Source organism: Phenylobacterium sp. Root700 (genome assembly GCF_001429025.1).
Classification (GTDB): Bacteria; Pseudomonadota; Alphaproteobacteria; order Caulobacterales; family Caulobacteraceae; genus Phenylobacterium.
Map to the genome: position 1 here is coordinate 65,621 of NZ_LMHT01000033.1, position 17,663 is coordinate 83,283.

Sequence of the window (17,663 nt, forward strand, 5' to 3'; positions counted from 1 at the left end):
CAACCCTCCCATCGACACAGCCGAAACCCGCTCCTGATCAGCCGAACCACAGACCTGGCGACGACGGTTCGGCCCGCCGAGCCCTTTGCAAGACCCCGATCCGCATTGACGGGTTCTCAATATGAACTAACTGAAACTTGTACGGGATCGAGGCGGGGTGCGGCCCATGCCTTCCGTCCATCCCGGAATTGTGTCGAGGAAACGATCCTTGGCGAGAAAGGGACGCCCTATGCCGCTGATGAATTCAGGTCTCTGGAACGACGAAGGCGTGAGCCGGCGGACCGTGGCGGCCAACGGCCTCCAGATCCCCATTCTCGAGGCTGGGGATGGCCCGCTCGTCCTTTGCCTGCACGGCTTTCCCGACCACGCCCGCAGCTGGACCCCCATTCTCCGCCGCCTAGCGTGGGAGGGATACTGGGCGGTGGCGCCTGCGATGCGCGGGTATTGGCCCGGCGGCGCGGCGCCTGACGGCCAATATGGCGGCTCGGCGCTCGGGACGGATGTGCTGGCGCTGATCGCCGCGCTTGGGCGCGAGACGGCCGATCTGGTGGGCCACGACATCGGCGCCCGGGCGGCCTACGCCGCGGCCGGCCTCGAGCCCGACCGCATTCGCAAACTGGTGGGGATGTCGGTTCCTTATGGCCAGCAGCTCCTGACGGCCTTCGCCGCGGACGGAGATCAGCAGCGTCGCAGTTGGTACATGTTCTTCTTCCAAACGCGCCTCGCCGAGGTCAGCGTGCCGCTCAATGACTTCGCGTTCATCGACCGGCTTTGGCGCGAGTGGTCGCCGAGCTATGCTTTGCCCAACGCTGAGCGCGCCTTGTTGAAGGAGAGCCTCGCCCAGCCTGGCGTGCTGTCCCAAACGTTCGGCTTCTATCGCCAATTGTTCGGCGCGCCGCCGGAAGATGCAGCCCTCCAGGCCCTGGAGGCGCGGGCGAGCGGGCCTATCAACGTGCCTTCCCTTTACCTGCACGGCGCCGAAGACGGTTGCATGGCGGCCTATCTCAGCGAGGGCATGGAGGCTCTGTTCCCGAAGGGCCTCGAAAAGGAGATCATTCCGGGCGTTGGCCACTTCCTGCATCTTGAACAGCCGGACACGATCGCGACGCGCATCCTCAAGTTCCTCGGGCCCTGACGACGGCTGGGCGTCGGATCCCAAGGGGCCTCCCTGCGGCTGGCTGTCGCTCGCCCGGCTTTGGGGGCTCAGGCCTCGACTAGGCCGCCCGCCAGTCCCCGGACGATGACACTGAGAACGGCGGCCGGTCGCCTATCCGCATCCACGGCGGGGCGAATCTTGCCCGCCATTTCAAGCGCAAGGCGGCCATGCAGCGTCGCCCAAAAGCAATCGCCGACAAGTGCGGCGTCCCGAGCCGATGAACGTGACTTGAGCATGCGCTCCCCACCCGACGCCAGGGCCGACCGCACACGGGCCTGGGCGATGACCAGTTCAGGATCCGTCAGATCGGCAGCTTGCCAGGCCTCGAACATCACCCGGTAGACGGCGGCGTGTTCGGAGGCGAAGGTGACATAGGCTTCGCCGAGCCGCGTACTCGGCTCGATGGTTCCGCCGGCGTCGTTCGCGGCTTCGAGGACCTTGGCGAGCCGCTCGAATCCCCGCACGCGCACCGCGTTCATCATGGCCTCCTTGCTCTCGAAATAGCGATAGGGGGTCATAGGACTGACCTCCAGCTTGGCCGCCACCGCACGCATGCTGACGGCGCCTGGACCGCCGCCAGCCAGCAAGCACTCCGCGGCGTGACAGAGGCGGTCCCTCACACGAGCGAGCACCGCGTCATTCAGGGCCTTGGGCACTTCATCGCCTTTCCCGGGGGCTTGCAGCCAAGCCTCAAGCCGAGCTCGGACCCGCACCAGATCAATCAAGTTAGTTTTATTTTGACATCCATTGGCGAGACGATCAACCTGCGGAGATTGGACCCTCCCAGGCACGACGGGTTTGTCACCTGGGCGATGTGGCGGATCGATCGGCTTCATCTCCAAGCCACAAGCGACGCCCGAACCTGGGATCGATCCACAAGGGTTCCATTATGATACTGAAAAATGACTGATAGAAAGGGACCGCTGTGACCGATCATATCCTCAGCGACATCACCGACGGCGTGCTGGGTCTGACCTTCGACCGGGCCGAGAAAAAGAACGCGATCACCGACGGGATGTACGAGGCGCTGGCCGAGCACCTTGAGCGGGCCCAGGGCGATCCGGACGTTCGCGTGGTGCTCATCAGGTCTCGCGGCGACGCCTTCACGGCGGGCAACGACATGGCGTCGTTCGCGCGCCAGTCTGCGGGCCCAGTTGAGGCGTCGGGGCCTTCGAACGCGACGCGCTTCATTCGCACGATCGCCGGGTTCGAGAAGCCGATTGTCGCCGGCGTCCGCGGGCGGGCCGTGGGCATAGGCCTGACGATGCTGCTGCACTGTGACCTGGTGATCATCGCGCGCGACGCCAAACTCAGCGCGCCGTTCGTCAACCTGGCCCTGGTTCCGGAAGCCGCATCGAGCCGACTGCTTGTGGCGCGCATCGGCCATGTGCGCGCCTTCTCCATGTTCGCCGGCGGTGAAGTGGTGGACGGCGATACCGCGGCCCAATGGGGCCTGGCCAATCGCGCGATCGCCAGCGAGGAGGTTGACGCCGAGTCGTTGGCGGCCGCGCGATTGCTCGCGACGCGGCCGCGTCAGTCGCTCATGGCCACCAAGCGGTTGATGCGTGACCATACCGCGATTTCTGAGCAGATCGCGCTGGAGATGAGCGAGTTCTCCACGCGGCTCGCCTCTCCTGAGGCGCGGGAGGCGTTCCAGGCCTTCGCTGAGCGCCGCCCGCCGGACTTCGCTAAGGTTTGAGCGCCCGCCGCGGCCATTGCTCAAGCGCTTCGTGACCAGGCGCCGTCATCGCGCCCAGCGCCAGACTGCACAGGTCGAAGGCGCTTGAGACAGGCTCAGCCCCAGGTGCGGCCCGGCCGGTCCGTAACGGAATCCGGGCCTCGGCCATTCTCGGGATAGCGGTTGTGGATGGGGACGGCGCCCTACCCCATTTTTGAAAACAGCCGAACGCACTATCCCTCACGCCAATCGCCAGCACGGCATCCTTGGCGACCCGGGCGTGGGGGTTCAACGATACGGACTGCGGCCACCTGTCGATCAGGAGACAGGCGGCCGCCACAAGACCGCGACAAAGCCAACCGTGAGGTACGCCTGCGGGACCCTGCGGCGGCCGCGGCGTGACCGACCAGTCCTGCTCAGGTCCGATAGGGAATGATGACCGGAAGGCTTTCGAAGCCGTGCACGAAGGATGAGAAATTCAGCTCCGGTTCGGCGACAACCTTGATCTCCGGGAAGCGTTTGAGAATTTGCTCCCAGATGATCGTGAGCTGCATTTCGGCGACCCGATTGCCCACGCAACGGTGGATGCCAAAGCCGAAGGACATGTGCTGACGAGGCCGCTCGCGGTCGATGATGAATTCGTTCGGCCGGTCGATCATCTCTTCGTCGCGATTGCCCGAGATGTACCACATGGCGACCCTGTCGCCCTTCTTGATGGTCTTGCCGCCGACTTCAACATCTCGCGTCGCTGTCCGCGCCATATGGGCCAGCGGCGCCTGCCAGCGGATCGTTTCGGACACCATCGACAGGACGAGATCCGGATTGGCGCGCAGCTTGGCGTATTGGTCCGGGTTCCTGTTGAGTTCGAGGACGCTGGAGGTAATCGTGTTTCGCGTCGTGTCGTTGCCCCCGACAATGAGCAGGATGACATTGCCCTGATAGGCTTCAACGGACATGTTTCGGGTGGCGGGATTGTGCGCCAACATCGAGATCAGGTCATTGCGCGGCTCGTCATTGCGGCGCTGGTTCCAGAGCTCTTGGAAGGCGTCGAAACACTCAAACGTCTCCCTACCCTTCTGCTCCCAGCTTTCAACAGGTCCGTAGCCGGGCAGGCTTGTCAGAATGTCGGACCAATGGGTGAGCTTGCGGCGCTGTTCGAACGGGAAGTCGAACAGGGTGGCCAAGGTCATGGCCGTCAGCTCCTTGGACACGAGGTCCACCCAGTCGAACTCCGTGCCGATCGGCAGGGAGTCGAGGATTTGGCCGGCGCGCTCGCGCACTTGGCCGGCCATCGTTTGCAGGTTGGCGGGCGCCATGGTGGGCGTCACGGCTTTCCGCGCCGGGCCGTGATCGGGCTCGTCCATCGTAATGAAGCCGATATCGCCCTTGGGGCGCTTGCCCATCACCCTCGTGCGCTCCTCGATATCGGCGAGGGGCGTGATGATGATGCCCTCCGCGGAGGAGAACGCCTCGTGATTGGTGTCAACCGCCAGGATGTCGTTCCACTTGGTGATCGACCAGTAGGGCCCAAACTCGCTTTCGCGCGTGAAATGGACCGGATCTTCGCGGCGCAACCGTTCGAACACGGACCAGTGGGTGCCGTTTCTGAAGCGATCCATCTGCGCGGGATTCAGGTTCTCGAGCGGCGTGGCGGCGATCTCAGCGGCGGCGTCGGCCGCCTGCACTTTCAAGGCGATGTTCATCGTTACCTCCCAATTCGAGCGCGCTTTAGCGTCAAGAGCGACCAAATGGCGGGGCCGCTCATTGCGTGACTTTTAGTGTCTGTCGCTCATGTTGCCTGCACCACCTCGAGAGTCAATCAACACATAGTGCTATTATCGTACTCTTGTGATTTTGCAGACACGAGATCGACCTCGTCGCATGGCTTTATATATTTGACTTATCATCATATTTTTGGATTCAAAGAGCTCAAAACTATCCCTGAATTAACACTGACAGAACCCATTCTGCGGGCGAGTCACAGCGTGCGCGGGGCATTTCAGCGCTCAAATTAGGTCCAACATCGGGGATCATTACAGTCGGACGATCGGCAGCGTCAGCGCCGATGGCGGCCAGCAGCCGCCAGCCCCCCGCGTCGTCATCCGCCCAGGCTGCGCGTTTCAAGACTTCGACGACGTCTCCCGGCGCGCGCATCGGCCTTGGAACGCCGGTGCTGACAATGCTCAGGGCGATCATCTGGGCGAAGCTGAGCGTTTACGCTCAGCCGCTCAGAAGATTTCGAACAGTCCGGCCGCGCCCATGCCGCCGCCGACACACATGGTGACGACACCATACTTGGCGCCACGCCGCTTGCCTTCGATCAGCACGTGCCCCGTCGCCCGGGCTCCGGTCATGCCATAGGGGTGGCCGATTGAGATTGCGCCGCCCGAGACGTTCAGCCGGTCGTTGGGAATGCCCAGCTTATCGCGGCAGTAGAGCACCTGACTCGCGAAGGCCTCGTTCAACTCCCAGATGCCGATGTCGTCGACAGTCAGGCCGTGCTGCTTGAGCAGCTTGGGAACGGCGAACACGGGACCTATGCCCATCTCCTCGGGCGCGCAGCCTGCGACAGCCATGCCGCGATATGCGCCCAGAGGCGTCAGACCCCGGCGCTCGGCAGCCTTGGCCTCCATCAGCACCGAGGCCGATGCGCCATCCGACAGCTGGCTGGCGTTGCCGGCCGTGACGTACTTGCCTTCTTTGACGAAGCCGCCGCCCTTCCACACCGGTTGCAACTTCTGCAGGTCGGCCAGGGTGGTCTGGGGCCTATTACCCTCGTCGGCCGACAGGGTCACCTCCCGCTCGCTCTGGGCGCCGGTGGCCTTATCGACGACGATCATGATCGTCGTGAGGGGCACGATCTCAGCGTCGAACCGGCCATCGGCCTGGGCCTGCCCGGTGCGCTGCTGGGACTGCAGGGCATAGTCGTCCTGGGACTCGCGGCTGATCCCGTAGCGTTCGGCCACCAGTTCCGCGGTCTCGATCATCGGCGCATAGACGCCTGGATGGCTGGCCAGCAGAGCCGGGTCGGCGGCGCGGAACATGTTCATGTGCTCGTTCTGCACCAGGGACAGCGAGTCGACGCCTCCACCGACTGTGATGCTCATGCCGTCGACGATGATCTGCTTGGCCGCCGTAGCGATGGCCATCAGGCCCGACGAGCACTGACGATCCATCGACTGCCCCGACACCGTCACCGGCAGACCAGCCCGCAAGGCCGACTGGCGGCCGATGTTGAAACCGGTCGAGCCTTGCTGCAGTGAGGCGCCCATCACCACATCGTCGATCTCTTCGCCCTCCACGCCGGACCTCTGGACCGCGTGGCCGATCGCGTGACCGCCCAGCGCCTGGGCCTGGGTGTTGTTGAAGGCGCCGCGATAGGCCCTTCCGATAGGGGTGCGGGCGGTGGACACGATGACGGCTTCGCGCATGAAGGCTCCGGAAAAAAGGGCTATGACAGGGGTTGGCGCGAGCGGCGGCTAGAACGGCTCGCTCCAGGGCCTCAGATCGAGTTCGTGCGTCCAGGCCGAGCGCTTCTGGTGGTGCAGGGCGAGGTAGGTTTCGGCGATGTCATCGGTCTTCAGCACCCGGTCTTCCGCCAGACGCTGCTCCAGGTCCGGGATGTTCTGCCGGGAGAACACCCCGTCGATCGAGCCGTCACAGATGATGTGCGCGACATGAACACCCTTGGGGCCGAGTTCGCGCGCCATGCTCTGGGCGGTTATCCGAAGGCCGGCCTTGGCCGCAGCGAAAGCGGCGAAGCCCTCACGACCGCGGATGCTGGCCGTGGCGCCGGTGAAGAAGATGCTGCCGCGACCGCGTGGGACCATCACCTTGGCGGCTTCGCGCCCAGCCAGGAAGCCCGCGAAACAGGCCATCTCCCAGACCTTGTGGAAGACCCGCGCCGTGGTCTCCTCGATGCTGAACCGCACGTTTGCGCCGATATTGAACACGACCACCTCGATCGGGCCGATATCACGCTCGATCTCGGCGAAGAGCGCGATGGTCTCCTCCTCAGAGCGCGCGTCGACCCCCTTGGCGTGGACAACCCCGCCCCGCGCCCGAATTTCCTGGGCGGTCACCTCGAGTTGGTCGAGATTGCGGGCCCGACGGGTGATCACGGTCTCGAAGCCATCGAGCGCAAATGCCCTGGCGATCGCGCTCCCGACGCCGTCGCCGGCCCCGATCACGAGACAGACGCCCTTAGATTCCTTGTCCGGCATGTCTTTTCAGATCCTGAGTTGAAGATTGTGGAGCAAAGCCGCTGAGGTTTCGGCCGACAGGAGGCAAGGTCGCTCAGGCCCGTTCGCGGACGCGTTGCTGACGAACAATCTCTTCCTCGACGTCGCGCAAGCGGTCCTTGCCGAAGAACAGTTCCGCCCCGTTCACAAGGAAAGTCGGGCTGCCGAACGCGCCCTTGGCCACGGCCGCCTCGGTGTTGCCGATCAGCCTGCTCTTGACCTCGTCGGTCTGCATGAGCCGCAGCAACTCCTCGACCGGCAGGCCGGCCTCAGACCAGGCCGCGCGAAGGACCTCCGGGTCGTCCATCTTTCGGCCGCGCTCCCACATGTCTGCGTAAACGCTGTCGACATAGCTTTCGAACACCCCGGCCACCTGAGCGGCGATCGCGCCGCGCATGAGCTGCAGGGTGTTGACCGGGAAATGCGGATTGGAGCGGAATTGCGCGATGCCGTGCCGCTCCACAAACCGCCGCATCTCGAGGCCGTCGTAGGCCACCTTGTTCTTGATGCCGGCGAAGGCGGTGGCCGGCGACTGATTACCTGTCGCCTTAAAAATCCCACCCAAGAGCACGGGCACATACTCGAAGGTCGCGCCGGTCCGCGCCTCGATCTGCGGGATCACCCTGTGGCTAAGGTAGGCATTGGGGCTGCCGAAATCGAAATAGAATTCCACCGTCGTCATCATGTTCGCCCTTCTATCGCCGCGATCCGGAGATGATCGCGGTCTTGTCCCGGCCGCGCCGAACACCGGGTGTGATTACGCAGCGACGGCGCCAAAAGTCCAGTTCTAAAATAGCACTTATTAGTTCAACGGGGAATGGCAAGCCCTGTTGAGCGAGCGATAAGCGCGCCGACAACTCGAACCATCAGGCTCAACCCACCCGATCGTGGCGCGTTGGGCGGTCACTCCCTCGCCGAAGGGCCACGAGCGAAGATCCGCCCCGTCAGGCGTCGCCTCGGGATGAGGAGCGGACCTTGAACCCGTGCTTGCTCAAGCTCATCTAGGCCACGGCGTGTAGGAGTGAACATGAAGATCGGCATTATCGGCACCGGCAACATCGGCGGCACGCTCGCCCGTAAGCTCAGTGCGGCGGGACACGAGGTGCGGGTTGCAAACTCCAAGGGCCCAAAAGGTGTTCGGGCCTTCGCAAAAGAGATCGGTGCGGCCCCGGTAGATGCTCGCGGGGCCTTGGAAGGCGCCGACGTCGTCATCCTGTCGATCCCGTTCCCGGCCGTCGCCAAGCTCCCAAAGGACCTGTTTGACGGTCTGCCTGAGAGCGTTCCGGTCGTCGATACCGGCAATTACTATCCCGGCCTTCGCGACCCGCAGATTCCTGAGATTGACGCCGGCCAAATTGAAAGCCTGTGGGTGGCTGAGCAGATCGGGCGTCCGATCATCAAGGCGTTCAACAATATCCTTGCTTATTCGCTGGCCGAGCTTGGGCGGCCGCGTGGGACCGCGGGCCGTTTGGCTGTGGCGGTGGCCGGAGACGACGCCAGTGCTAAGTCCCTTGTCAGCGGCTTGGTGGATGAGATCGGGTTCGATCCCGTCGACGCCGGGGAGATCGCGGAATCATGGCGCCAACAACCATCAACGCCCGCCTACTGCTGTGATTACGACGCTGACGAGACGCGCCGGGCGTTGGCTGCGGCCAAGCCCGGCGTTGCAGCCCAAAAGCGTGACATGATGATGGTGACATATTCGAACCTGGGACCAAACCCTACCCACGGCGATGTCGTCGCATCGAACCGCGCGACGAACGCGGTGGATTAGACAACCCCTACGCGCGTCGGCACCGTAACCGACGCGCCAGAGGACCATTTTTCACCGCCCGTCCCCTACTGTTCTCCAACGTCCATGTTGGCGTGAAAGCACTTCATCCAAGGTTCCCACAGACACTTCCTGTGCGCCCGCACGAGGCCATTCATAGCTTCCGCGCCAAGCCGTTCACGGGCGCGTCGACCAACCGCTCGCCCGTGCTGACCGTCGGCGCTGCTGCGACGCCGATCGCGCGCGGGTGCGCGACCCGCAGCAGCCCGCCCATCCGCAGATCGCCTCGACCCTAAATCGCGCTAACGACGCCAGGCAGCCCCAACAGGCCTTGCCGCGGTCCAGTTGCATAGGGCTCGAACTCGGCGACCTGCTCCTCCCCCCGCACGATATGTCCAAGCAGAGTTTGCCAAGCTTCCAAGGCTGCTCGCTTCGCCCGCGCATAAGAGTTGGCGTCGTAATGTAGGCTGGTCACCGCCGCCCCGCCGCCAGTGTCGAAAGCATGCCCCAAGACCTTGCTCCGGATGAGCGGCGAGATCTCCAGCCGTTCGCTGGTCATGGCCGTCGCGCCGCTTCGCCTAAGGTCGTGCGGCGTGGCGTTCGTTATGCCGATGTTCTGGTTCAGAAGCCGCATGCCGTGGGAGACGCTATCGGCGCGCATCGGTATCGACGGGTTGCGAGGGTTCGGGAATACGCAGTCGCTCTGGACGCCTTGGGTGTAGCTCGCCGCCTGACGGATCAGGCTGATGGCCCAACTGGACAGCGGAACCAGATGAAGCCTCCCCCCCTTCATCCGCTCCGGCGGGATGAGCCAGACCCCCTGGGAAAGATCGAGCTCCGACCAGCGCATACCTACGATCTCGCCCTTGCGCTGTAGGAGGAGGCTGCAGAGCTTCAGGACGATGGCCATTTGCGGCCCCATGAAGATGCGCTCTCCGGTCTTCGAGGCGAGCAATTCCTCCCGCTGCAGCGCTTCAAGCGCCGCCCAGAAGACGCGCCACTCGTCATCCTTGAGGGTCCGCAGCCGCGGCTTGATGGGCGCGATCCGACCGAAGCCCATGCCCGGATTGTAGAGGATGATGTCGGGCTCGATCTCCTCGGCGATGGCGAAGGAGTAGGTCGCGCGGATCATCTGGTGCGCCTTGTTCGTCTGCGCGCCGATCCCGCTCATGAACATCTCCCGCAGCCGGGACTTCACCACGGCCCGGGTGATCTCCTTGGGCGGGAGCTTGCCCAGGTGAGGCTTGACATGCAGCCGATAGACATTGCGCTCGTCATCCAGGCTGCGCTTGCGCTTCACCTTCCCCTTGGGCGTCCAGATACCTTTCTCGCAGGCGTCAAAGTAGGCCTGGGCGAGATCGTCGAACGTCCCGATCGCCCGATCGCGCTCGCGCGATTTTGCGATCCGCTTTTCCGCAGCCGGATCGATACCGTCGTCGACAAGGGTCCGCAGTCTCCGGGCGCGCGTTCGCGCTTCAGCCAGCCCTAGGCTCGCCGAAAAGACGCCCATCGTGATACGGCATGGCTTGGACGCCAGGTTGCGGTAGCGAAAGGTCCAGACCTTCCGTCCTCGGGGTGAAACCCCCAGTGAGAGGCCTTTGACCTCGTCGTCATAGTAGTCGACCTGCCGACCGTCGGCCGGTCCGGCGCTCTCGCAGAATCGCGTGGTGAGCGTGAGATGGGGCACCGCAAATCATCCTTCCAAAACGGTCGCGCCAGGTTCCAAATAGGTCCCCTTGCGACGGTGCTAGGTGAGGTTGACTGCAGCCCTGTGAAAAGGCAAGTCATTGGTTTTATTCACTTTTGTAACCGCCTGAACAGACCCGAAAAGGCCTGAAACAACACTTAAGCGATTCCTAAAGCGAAGGTCGGGGGTTCGAGTCCCTCCCGGGCCGCCAGAACGTCAAAGTTTGATATCGCCCCACATTGGAACTGTCCTGTTTCCACATTAAGGCTGACAGATATATCGAAACTGCGGCGGGCCCATGTGAGGGCGTTTTTTCCCGGATCGGCCCTGGTCACGTCGTCTCTCCGCTCTGCATTCCAGGCAGGACACGGATGGAAACTGGAAATGACTGGATTGGGCTCGAAGCTGAAGCCGGCCACGTCCACTTTCGGCGATGAAGCCAGCGGCTCCTCGATGACAGGCTAAGGCTCAAAGCCGAAGCTCAGAATGGGCGCTTCGCTGCGGCGAGGCTAGCTCACAAGCTTGGCTCGTCGCAAACCTAGCGCAGAAGCTCCGTGTCCTGGTTCGACATTGAGTTTCCCTCACCCCTGATCCGCTGGATTAGAACTCACAACTTGTGATCCAACATCAGCAACGTAGACGCCGTCGCGGTTCTGCTAATGCAGCGGCCAGCGGCCGAAACGATCTGACTGAGGGGGGCAATGCAGCTCGCTCGATGCTTAGGGCACAGGAAGTTTGGTTGTCGCCCCTTTACACGGCTATGATCCCCCGGTGAGGGCAGACCGCCCACAGAACTCTTGGGGGATTAAAGTGAGTTGGTGCGACAAGTTGGCATCCACACCAACCGTTGGCTTCAGGTTGGAACCTCATATTGCTTCCGGTGATGCGATTGTGGACTCACTATCCCCAATCCTCGGCAGAATGGTGGACGGAGAGAAACTTCTCTTTGAAATTGAGAAGCACGAGACCCTCGGAATATCCCTAATTACCCACAACGGGTTTCGGTACGCCGTGGATCAAGGACATATTCATATCGCCTTCAACCATCGCTTGAGAGCAGTCCCCGTAAGCGGGGGTCTCCCAACCCTTGAAATGCTCTCTCAGGCGCAGCCGTACTCCAAACTTCTACCCGAAACCTTTGAACGATTGATCGAGGCGACATCACTTCTCCCAAATATTCGCAACCGAACACTGAACCGAGTTGGCGCGGTATCATCCACGCTGGTAACTGAGGAGGATCTTCCTCCCGGAATTCAGCAGGCGATTAAGTACCTCGGACGGCCGTGGGGAAACGCGCCAGAGCACTTCACCTTTAGTGGCAACTACGTCCTGGATGACCAGGAAGAGTGGACCGACAAGTGCTCGCATACGATCAGCAGGAACGGCGACAATGAAGGATTGCTGCAGATAACCTTCGATTGGGGCAGGCACTTCAAAAAGCCCCGCCAAGCCTCACTTGCACATTTGAAGCACGCCTGTGCAGAAGCTGAGAAAAAATCGCTCTCATATCTAGAAGAAATTGCCGAAGGCATTAGGTTCGATGAAAACCTCAACAGCTCTTCAGTTTGACGCCTCCGAGTTAGCGGGCGAACTGTCCGTCAGAAGCAACGCAATTGCCCACTCTGGGACGGGTGGGCTGCAATCCAATACAATCAAGCTTCCGACGTTTGGAGGATACGTATACGCCGCGACCGCTCGCAAGGCGGGAAGGGTAAACGCGCGCGCCATCAGCGATGCGGAACAAGATGCACTGCTGACCGAAAGGCAAACTCTACTCGACGCCGTCTTTGACGGCACCGCGACCCGAAAGGAGGAGCGGCGTCTGGAGTATATTAGATGGTCCCTGGACCGGATCGAGGACGCCAAGCACGGTGAGCATTTGGATCGCCTCGAAGAGGTGGTCGTCCGCTATGAGCATTTCTTGAAGGATCTCCAAGCGCTTCGAGAGCAGCTAGAGGGTGGGAGCAAATAGCGGATGGAAGCGAAAGACGACAACTCCTCCGTAGTAAAATCAATGCACGGACCTCTAGTTAAGAGATCCGAGGTAACGGCAGGACTTGCATATTCGGATTACCGAAACGAACTTCGCTATGACTTCTACTACTCTTGCGCGTACTGCACGATTACGGAATACGAGGCGGCGGGAATTCGCTTCACGATTGATCACTACGTACCCCAAGGCAATACCGAGATAGACGTTCACGCGTACGAAAACCTGATGTACGCGTGTGATGAGTGCAATCTGCGGAAGGGCAACCGCCACCCTCCAGCCTCCGCTCAGGAGGCCGGATTTAGGTTCTTTCGACCGGACAAAGATGCGCTTCTGGAGCACTTCAGTGCTTCGGGCGTACGAGTGAACCATGTAACGAACACGGGCTACTATACTATACAATCTCTGGACCTGAATCGACAGAGTCTTCGCAGGCTCCGAGAGTACAGAGAACGCCTTGCGGAAACACATGAGTACGTAGTTGCAGGAATTCACGCGCTTCGACACGTTCGCATCGACCGATTCCCGAAACACGTGCGGACACAAGTGCTCAACGCAATAAAGAGCGCACAGGAAGCCGCAAACGAACGGGAAGAAGAAATTGAAACTACTTTGCGCGATTTTGCCAGATCGCCGCTGCTAGACAGAGATCCGGACGCTGAGACGCGAGCCAAAGAGCGCACTCGTGAACTAGACCAGATGAAAGCTCTACACCCCGGCGCTTGGCGCACACCGCGAAAAGCCGCGAACTCAGCCTAATTTGTCGATGGTTGATAACGGCGCGATAGGTGACCTGGGAGTGGCCATGAATGCCCCGGCTCGCCACTGCTGGAACAACCCCACGCTAGGGGCGAAGAAGACCAGCCGGGTGAGCCCCGAACGGAACTGAAGTCCGACGGCACAGCCCCTCGCTATAGACACCGCGCGCCGTTCGCTCGACGCTCCGCGAATGGCAAAGCTGTCAGTTGCCCCGCTGTCCTGGGTTCATCCGGATCGTCGTCGCCTCTATCGAGCCCTCGCCGTCCTGGCGTCCGCGCGCCTATCGACTGCCCGAGCCGTGGTGGCAAAGCACGCGCTGCTGGGAGCTTAGTGGGACGACCTTTCAGGACATGATGGCCGACGTCGGAAGGTGGGGGCAGGGCCCCGCTTACGGTTCTTCGGCATCCTCAATCAGCTGCTGAATCACAAGCTTCGCCGCTCGCTCGGCTGAACGCGATAGGGTCGCTGCGGCTGAAATGTGATATCACAATATGCTTGCAATGCACCTGTACGTCGCTACATTGCTATCATGAACAGCAAGCAGAAGAAGACGCTCAAGGCGGTGTTTACGGACCCGGTGTCCGGCACCATCGCCCGGGCCGATATCGAGAGCTTGCTGACTGGCGCAGGCGCCCAAACCATCGAAGGCGCGGGCTCTCGCGTCCGGTTCGAGTTCAAGGGCGTCATCGCCAGCTTTCACCGCCCGCACCCCGCCAAAGAGGCGAAGCGGTATCAGGTGAAAGACGCCCGCGAGTTCCTAACCAAGATCGGAGTCACGCCATGAAGGGCATTGTCTACAAGGGGTACGCCGCCTCGATCGAGTTCGACGCGGATGATCTGATTTTTGTCGGCCGCCTGCTCGGTGTGAACGATGTTGTCGGCTTTCACGCCGAGAGCGTTCCCGAGCTTCAAGCGGCCTTCCATGAGGCCGTGGACGACTACATTGCGACGTGCACCGCTGTCGGGAAGGCACCCGAGAAGCCGTACTCCGGCAAGGTCATGTTCCGAGTTGAACCAGCCGTCCACGCCAAGGCGGCGCTTGCTGCTCAGCTCGCAGGTAAGAGCCTAAACCAGTGGGCGGAAGAAAAGCTGAGTGAGGCGGCCGAGCGAGATGCTGCAGACTTAGTGGCGCTCTAAACTCGGAGACAAAAAACCCGCCTTGCGGGGCGGGCTTCGAACACTCTTTGAGCGATGATTTGAATCTGATCTAGTTCGCGCGGATATGCAAGCTTGGGCCACACCTGATTTCCCGCTCCCGTCCAGTTGAGCCTTTGCAATCCCCGCGAGCGGTGGGCTAGGGTCCACGCATAAGCGTACCTCCGGGGGGAGACATGAACACCAACATCTTTGGAACAGCCCTTTTCGCCGCCCTAACACTAGGCGCCAACGCCGCGTTAGCGCAGGCAGCCAAGTTCGATCTGGCTTGTACCGGTACTACGCGGACGCTCGCGCCATCGATGTTGATGGACGAGACCAAGCCCTACTACACGTTCTATCGAATTGACCTGGACGCGATGAAGTGGTGCTCGGGCGCGTGTGAGGCGACCTGGAGCGTCGTCGAAGCTACGCCGACCTCGATCACCCTGGAGGGAAAAAGCGTCGACACGCCTCGCGAGCACGAGAAGTTGCGCAACGTCATCTCGAGGGTGACGGGCGAGCACAGCATCTCTGCGGAATCCGGAATAGGCTCTCGGCGGATGGCGATATTCTGGAAAGGCCAGTGCGAGCGAGCCGAGTTCACCGGCTTCCCCACACCCGCCACGAAGTTCTGAGCGGGAGGCGTCGTCCCGGAACAGGTACCAGGAGCCCGCCCAACCAGCGGGCTTTTTCGTGAGCTACTGCCTGAGCGTCCGATCCGAGCGCATCGCGGGCTTGTCGAGCAACTGGGCCAGATCGACGGCGTCTTGGATGTCCAACCCGACCTGAGGAACGTTGGCGATCACGACGGCCTGGCCGGTGAAGGCGTCAAACACCGTCCAGCCTTCGTCGTCCTGCCTGAGGTCGTAGCGATTGGCCATCTCGGGATGATGGCTTCCTTGGAATGCCGAGACCAGTGCCTTCAGGCCGCGAGCGGCGTCCGCACGGGAACGTCGACGAGATCCAACGCCACCCGCAACACCGCCTCCAGTTCCCCTGCCCTACGGTCGTTCCCCCCAGCCAACTCCCTAAGCGTACGTCCAGCGCCGCAGACCCCGTCCATCACGGTCACCCGTCTGATGCTGAGCCACGACGGCCGCGGCGGCGCGCGTGACATCCCTGCGACCCTGCTGCACTCCCTTGAGGCGCGCCTGGCGCGCACCGGCCGCGCCAAGGACGTCGCACAGCTCGGCGCCGTGTTGGGCCGTGAATTCTCCTACGCCCTGATCGCCGCCGTCTCGCCGCAGCCGGCCGACCAGCTCCAGGCCGACCTGGCCAAGCTGACCGACGCTGAACTCATCTATGTCCGCGGCGTCCCGTCGGAGGCCAGCTACCAATTCAAGCACGCCCTGATCCTGGACGCCGCCTACGAAGGACTGGCGAGGGTCCAGCGCCGCGAGTTGCACACCACCGTGGCCCGCGTCGTCGCCGAGCAGTTTCCCGCCCTGGCCAAGGGCCAGCCTGAAATACTGGCCCGCCACTGGGCCGAGGCCGGCCAGCCCGGCAGGGCGGTGGACGCCTGGGCTGAAGCCGCCAACCTCGCCGCCAGCCGGCACGCTTATCGCGAAGCGGTGCAGAGCTTCCGTCACGCGCTCGCCAGTCTCGAGGCGGTGGAACCTTCCCCGACCCGCGACGCCCGCGAACTGGAACTGCTGGTGCTGCTGAGCGAGGTCGTCAGCGTCGTGCATGGTCCCGCCAACGAAGAATATAGCGCGGTTTCCGAACAGATAACCAACCTCGCCGAGCGCAGCGGCGCGCTGCAGCAGTTGGTCTTCCAAATGCTCAGCCGTTATGTGAGCGCCCTGATGTCCGGGCAGCATCTCAAGGCGCGCGCCCTGGCCGACCAGTTCCTGGACCTCGCTCGCCGCGAGGGCGGCGACGCCGGCCTGCGCATGGCCTACATGGCCCAGATCACCAGCCGCCATGCCGTGGGCGACATGGTGGGCGCCGAGGCGCATATGGGTTCCTGGACCGAAGCGGTGGCGCGCTCGGGGCCCAGTCCCTTCTTGGGCGAAGACGTCATGGTCCACGGCTCCAGCGTGGAAACCGCCTACCTACTCGGCCAGATCGACCTCGCCCGCCGACGCGCGGCCCAGATCGTCGCCACCGCCGAGGCGAGCGGGAGCCCATTCGAGGCCGCGGCCGCCTTGCAGACCGCGGCCTGGTTGGCGGTCCTGCTCGACGAGCCCGATCGCGCCGCCGCCATCGCCACCGCGGCCCTGGCCATCGCCAGGGACAACAGCTTCCACACGGCCAACCAGATCACCTGCATCCTGGCCTGGACCACGGCCCGCCTCGGCGACACGCGCCGGGCGGTCATCTTGGCCGAAAGTTGCTTCGAAGGTTGGAGCGGGGGCGGTTTCCCCCGCTTGCCCGAGGCCCGCCGCCTGCTCGCCCAGATCCGGGCGCTGGACGGCGACGTCAATGGCGCGATGGCGGGCCTGGACGAGGTCTGCGTCATGGCCGCCGATAACCCGACGGTCAGGGCGGCCCATCTGATCGCCCGCGGCGCGCTGCGGCTGTCCCTTGGTCAAGACGACGCCGCCGCGGCTGACCTGCGCGCGGCCATCGACGTCGCCCGGCCGCTCCAGACCGTGTCTCTGGAGCTGCGCGCGACCTTGCCGCTCGCACAGTCATTGGCCGTCCAGGGCCAGAAGGCCGAGGCCCGCGCCCTGCTCGAGCCGGTCTATCGCGCCTTCACCGAAGGCTTCGACACCGCCGACCTGAAGACCGCCAAGGCGCTCCTCGACCAGCTCAGCTAGGGCCCGACGGCCTGTCGACCCGCAGAAATCGGAAAATGATCGGCGATTGATCGGCTGCCGATCCTGTCGGAGCGCCCGCGCTTGGCGCTCTCTGCGTCGCATCAGAAAAGAGAGGAAGTCGCCATGCTCGCCAAGATCAAGCTCGCCGCCCTCGCCGCCATCGCCCTGGGCTGCGCCACCAGCGCTTACGCCGGTCCCGTCCAAGACCTCAATGGAAACACCGAAACCGTCCTGGTGCCGACCGCCGGACTGGACATCGGCACCCACCAAGGCGCGAAGATCGCCCTTACCCGCGTCCAGGCGGCCGCCGCCAAGATCTGCGGCGTTCGGCCGAACGAGCGCGACCTGGGCGCCAGCGCCGCCTATCGCAGCTGCGTGAAGAGCACCACCGATCGCGCTGTCGCCACAGCGAACAGCCCGCTCATCACCGCGCTGAACACGCCGGCCAGGCCCACCCAGCTCGCCGCCGCCAAGCCCTAGGC

At 63.0% G+C, this 17,663-nt stretch carries 18 protein-coding genes; 11 read left to right on the top strand and 7 right to left on the bottom strand.

The features are described 5' to 3' along the window. Positions 1–283: 283 nt before the first annotated feature. Complete coding sequence (locus tag ASE02_RS17495; protein ID WP_200957717.1) at positions 284–1,135, top strand: alpha/beta fold hydrolase; 852 nt, start codon at positions 284–286, stop codon at positions 1,133–1,135. A gap of 68 nt (positions 1,136–1,203) precedes the next feature. Here the strand turns inward: ASE02_RS17495 and ASE02_RS23205 are convergent, their stop codons facing one another. Beyond that, a complete protein-coding gene (locus tag ASE02_RS23205; protein WP_156406106.1) occupies positions 1,204–1,992 on the bottom strand; it encodes a TetR/AcrR family transcriptional regulator in 789 nt (262 codons plus the stop codon). Positions 1,993–2,117: 125 nt separating this feature from the next. Between ASE02_RS23205 and ASE02_RS17505 the strand changes: the two genes are divergently transcribed. Then, a complete protein-coding gene (locus ASE02_RS17505) occupies positions 2,118–2,855 on the top strand; it encodes an enoyl-CoA hydratase-related protein (RefSeq protein WP_369818585.1) in 738 nt (245 codons plus the stop codon). Between the two features lie 395 nt (positions 2,856–3,250). On the opposite strand, the gene ASE02_RS17510 is transcribed toward ASE02_RS17505, so the two are convergent. The 4 genes from ASE02_RS17510 to ASE02_RS17525 all read right to left on the bottom strand — a co-directional run bounded on the left by ASE02_RS17510 (position 3,251) and on the right by ASE02_RS17525 (position 7,757). Next, positions 3,251–4,537 carry a cytochrome P450 gene (locus ASE02_RS17510; RefSeq protein ID WP_056735824.1) on the bottom strand — a complete coding sequence of 429 codons (1,287 nt, stop codon included), beginning with the start codon at positions 4,535–4,537 and terminating at the stop codon, positions 3,251–3,253. 525 nt (positions 4,538–5,062) lie between these two features. Beyond that, positions 5,063–6,265, bottom strand: a complete 1,203-nt coding sequence (locus ASE02_RS17515; protein ID WP_056735825.1) for an acetyl-CoA C-acyltransferase — start codon at positions 6,263–6,265, stop codon at positions 5,063–5,065. Between the two features lie 48 nt (positions 6,266–6,313). Then, on the bottom strand, positions 6,314–7,057 hold the full coding sequence (locus ASE02_RS17520; protein ID WP_056735826.1) for an SDR family NAD(P)-dependent oxidoreductase: 744 nt from the start codon (positions 7,055–7,057) through the stop codon (positions 6,314–6,316). Positions 7,058–7,130: 73 nt separating this feature from the next. Then, a complete protein-coding gene (locus ASE02_RS17525) occupies positions 7,131–7,757 on the bottom strand; it encodes a 2-hydroxychromene-2-carboxylate isomerase (RefSeq protein ID WP_200957719.1) in 627 nt (208 codons plus the stop codon). A 345-nt stretch (positions 7,758–8,102) separates the two neighbouring features. Between ASE02_RS17525 and ASE02_RS17530 the strand changes: the two genes are divergently transcribed. Beyond that, on the top strand, positions 8,103–8,849 hold the full coding sequence (locus ASE02_RS17530) for an NADPH-dependent F420 reductase (RefSeq protein WP_056735828.1): 747 nt from the start codon (positions 8,103–8,105) through the stop codon (positions 8,847–8,849). A 289-nt stretch (positions 8,850–9,138) separates the two neighbouring features. Here ASE02_RS17530 and ASE02_RS17535 read toward each other — a convergent pair whose 3' ends face one another. Continuing rightward, a complete protein-coding gene (locus ASE02_RS17535) occupies positions 9,139–10,533 on the bottom strand; it encodes a site-specific integrase (protein WP_056735829.1) in 1,395 nt (464 codons plus the stop codon). 810 nt (positions 10,534–11,343) lie between these two features. Between ASE02_RS17535 and ASE02_RS22450 the strand changes: the two genes are divergently transcribed. The 6 genes from ASE02_RS22450 to ASE02_RS17555 all read left to right on the top strand — a co-directional run bounded on the left by ASE02_RS22450 (position 11,344) and on the right by ASE02_RS17555 (position 15,054). Next, complete coding sequence (locus tag ASE02_RS22450) at positions 11,344–12,102, top strand: hypothetical protein (protein WP_156406107.1); 759 nt, start codon at positions 11,344–11,346, stop codon at positions 12,100–12,102. After that, complete coding sequence (locus ASE02_RS17540; RefSeq protein ID WP_056735830.1) at positions 12,074–12,505, top strand: hypothetical protein; 432 nt, start codon at positions 12,074–12,076, stop codon at positions 12,503–12,505. The genes ASE02_RS22450 and ASE02_RS17540 overlap by 29 nt, the downstream gene beginning before the upstream one ends. Before the next feature lie 42 nt (positions 12,506–12,547). Then, positions 12,548–13,282 carry an HNH endonuclease gene (locus ASE02_RS23380; protein ID WP_369818587.1) on the top strand — a complete coding sequence of 245 codons (735 nt, stop codon included), beginning with the start codon at positions 12,548–12,550 and terminating at the stop codon, positions 13,280–13,282. Between the two features lie 529 nt (positions 13,283–13,811). Beyond that, positions 13,812–14,066, top strand: coding sequence for a type II toxin-antitoxin system HicA family toxin (locus ASE02_RS17545; protein WP_056735831.1), 255 nt, complete (start codon positions 13,812–13,814; stop codon positions 14,064–14,066). Beyond that, on the top strand, positions 14,063–14,419 hold the full coding sequence (locus tag ASE02_RS17550) for a type II toxin-antitoxin system HicB family antitoxin (RefSeq protein WP_056735832.1): 357 nt from the start codon (positions 14,063–14,065) through the stop codon (positions 14,417–14,419). The genes ASE02_RS17545 and ASE02_RS17550 overlap by 4 nt, the downstream gene beginning before the upstream one ends. Before the next feature lie 194 nt (positions 14,420–14,613). Then, positions 14,614–15,054, top strand: coding sequence for a hypothetical protein (locus ASE02_RS17555; protein ID WP_056735833.1), 441 nt, complete (start codon positions 14,614–14,616; stop codon positions 15,052–15,054). A 63-nt stretch (positions 15,055–15,117) separates the two neighbouring features. Here ASE02_RS17555 and ASE02_RS17560 read toward each other — a convergent pair whose 3' ends face one another. Continuing rightward, a complete protein-coding gene (locus ASE02_RS17560; RefSeq protein WP_056735834.1) occupies positions 15,118–15,300 on the bottom strand; it encodes a hypothetical protein in 183 nt (60 codons plus the stop codon). A gap of 198 nt (positions 15,301–15,498) precedes the next feature. Between ASE02_RS17560 and ASE02_RS17565 the strand changes: the two genes are divergently transcribed. Next, positions 15,499–17,181, top strand: a complete 1,683-nt coding sequence (locus ASE02_RS17565) for a hypothetical protein (RefSeq protein WP_056735835.1) — start codon at positions 15,499–15,501, stop codon at positions 17,179–17,181. Positions 17,182–17,304: 123 nt separating this feature from the next. Then, positions 17,305–17,661, top strand: coding sequence for a UrcA family protein (locus tag ASE02_RS17570; RefSeq protein ID WP_056735836.1), 357 nt, complete (start codon positions 17,305–17,307; stop codon positions 17,659–17,661). Positions 17,662–17,663: the final 2 nt, after the last annotated feature.

What these genes read in the sequence shown, in the direction of transcription:
- ASE02_RS23380 (WP_369818587.1), top strand. Translation starts at nt 12,548, where the DNA reads ATGCACGGACCTCTAGTTAAGAGATCCGAGGTAACGGCAGGACTTGCA.
- ASE02_RS23205 (WP_156406106.1), bottom strand. Translation starts at nt 1,992, where the DNA reads ATGAAGCCGATCGATCCGCCACATCGCCCAGGTGACAAACCCGTCGTG.
- ASE02_RS17510 (WP_056735824.1), bottom strand. Translation starts at nt 4,537, where the DNA reads ATGAACATCGCCTTGAAAGTGCAGGCGGCCGACGCCGCCGCTGAGATC.
- ASE02_RS17530 (WP_056735828.1), top strand. Translation starts at nt 8,103, where the DNA reads ATGAAGATCGGCATTATCGGCACCGGCAACATCGGCGGCACGCTCGCC.
- ASE02_RS17565 (WP_056735835.1), top strand. Translation starts at nt 15,499, where the DNA reads ATGCTGAGCCACGACGGCCGCGGCGGCGCGCGTGACATCCCTGCGACC.
- ASE02_RS17515 (WP_056735825.1), bottom strand. Translation starts at nt 6,265, where the DNA reads ATGCGCGAAGCCGTCATCGTGTCCACCGCCCGCACCCCTATCGGAAGG.
- ASE02_RS17570 (WP_056735836.1), top strand. Translation starts at nt 17,305, where the DNA reads ATGCTCGCCAAGATCAAGCTCGCCGCCCTCGCCGCCATCGCCCTGGGC.
- ASE02_RS17550 (WP_056735832.1), top strand. Translation starts at nt 14,063, where the DNA reads ATGAAGGGCATTGTCTACAAGGGGTACGCCGCCTCGATCGAGTTCGAC.
- ASE02_RS17520 (WP_056735826.1), bottom strand. Translation starts at nt 7,057, where the DNA reads ATGCCGGACAAGGAATCTAAGGGCGTCTGTCTCGTGATCGGGGCCGGC.
- ASE02_RS17540 (WP_056735830.1), top strand. Translation starts at nt 12,074, where the DNA reads ATGAAAACCTCAACAGCTCTTCAGTTTGACGCCTCCGAGTTAGCGGGC.
- ASE02_RS17545 (WP_056735831.1), top strand. Translation starts at nt 13,812, where the DNA reads ATGAACAGCAAGCAGAAGAAGACGCTCAAGGCGGTGTTTACGGACCCG.
- ASE02_RS17525 (WP_200957719.1), bottom strand. Translation starts at nt 7,757, where the DNA reads ATGACGACGGTGGAATTCTATTTCGATTTCGGCAGCCCCAATGCCTAC.
- ASE02_RS17555 (WP_056735833.1), top strand. Translation starts at nt 14,614, where the DNA reads ATGAACACCAACATCTTTGGAACAGCCCTTTTCGCCGCCCTAACACTA.
- ASE02_RS17560 (WP_056735834.1), bottom strand. Translation starts at nt 15,300, where the DNA reads ATGGCCAATCGCTACGACCTCAGGCAGGACGACGAAGGCTGGACGGTG.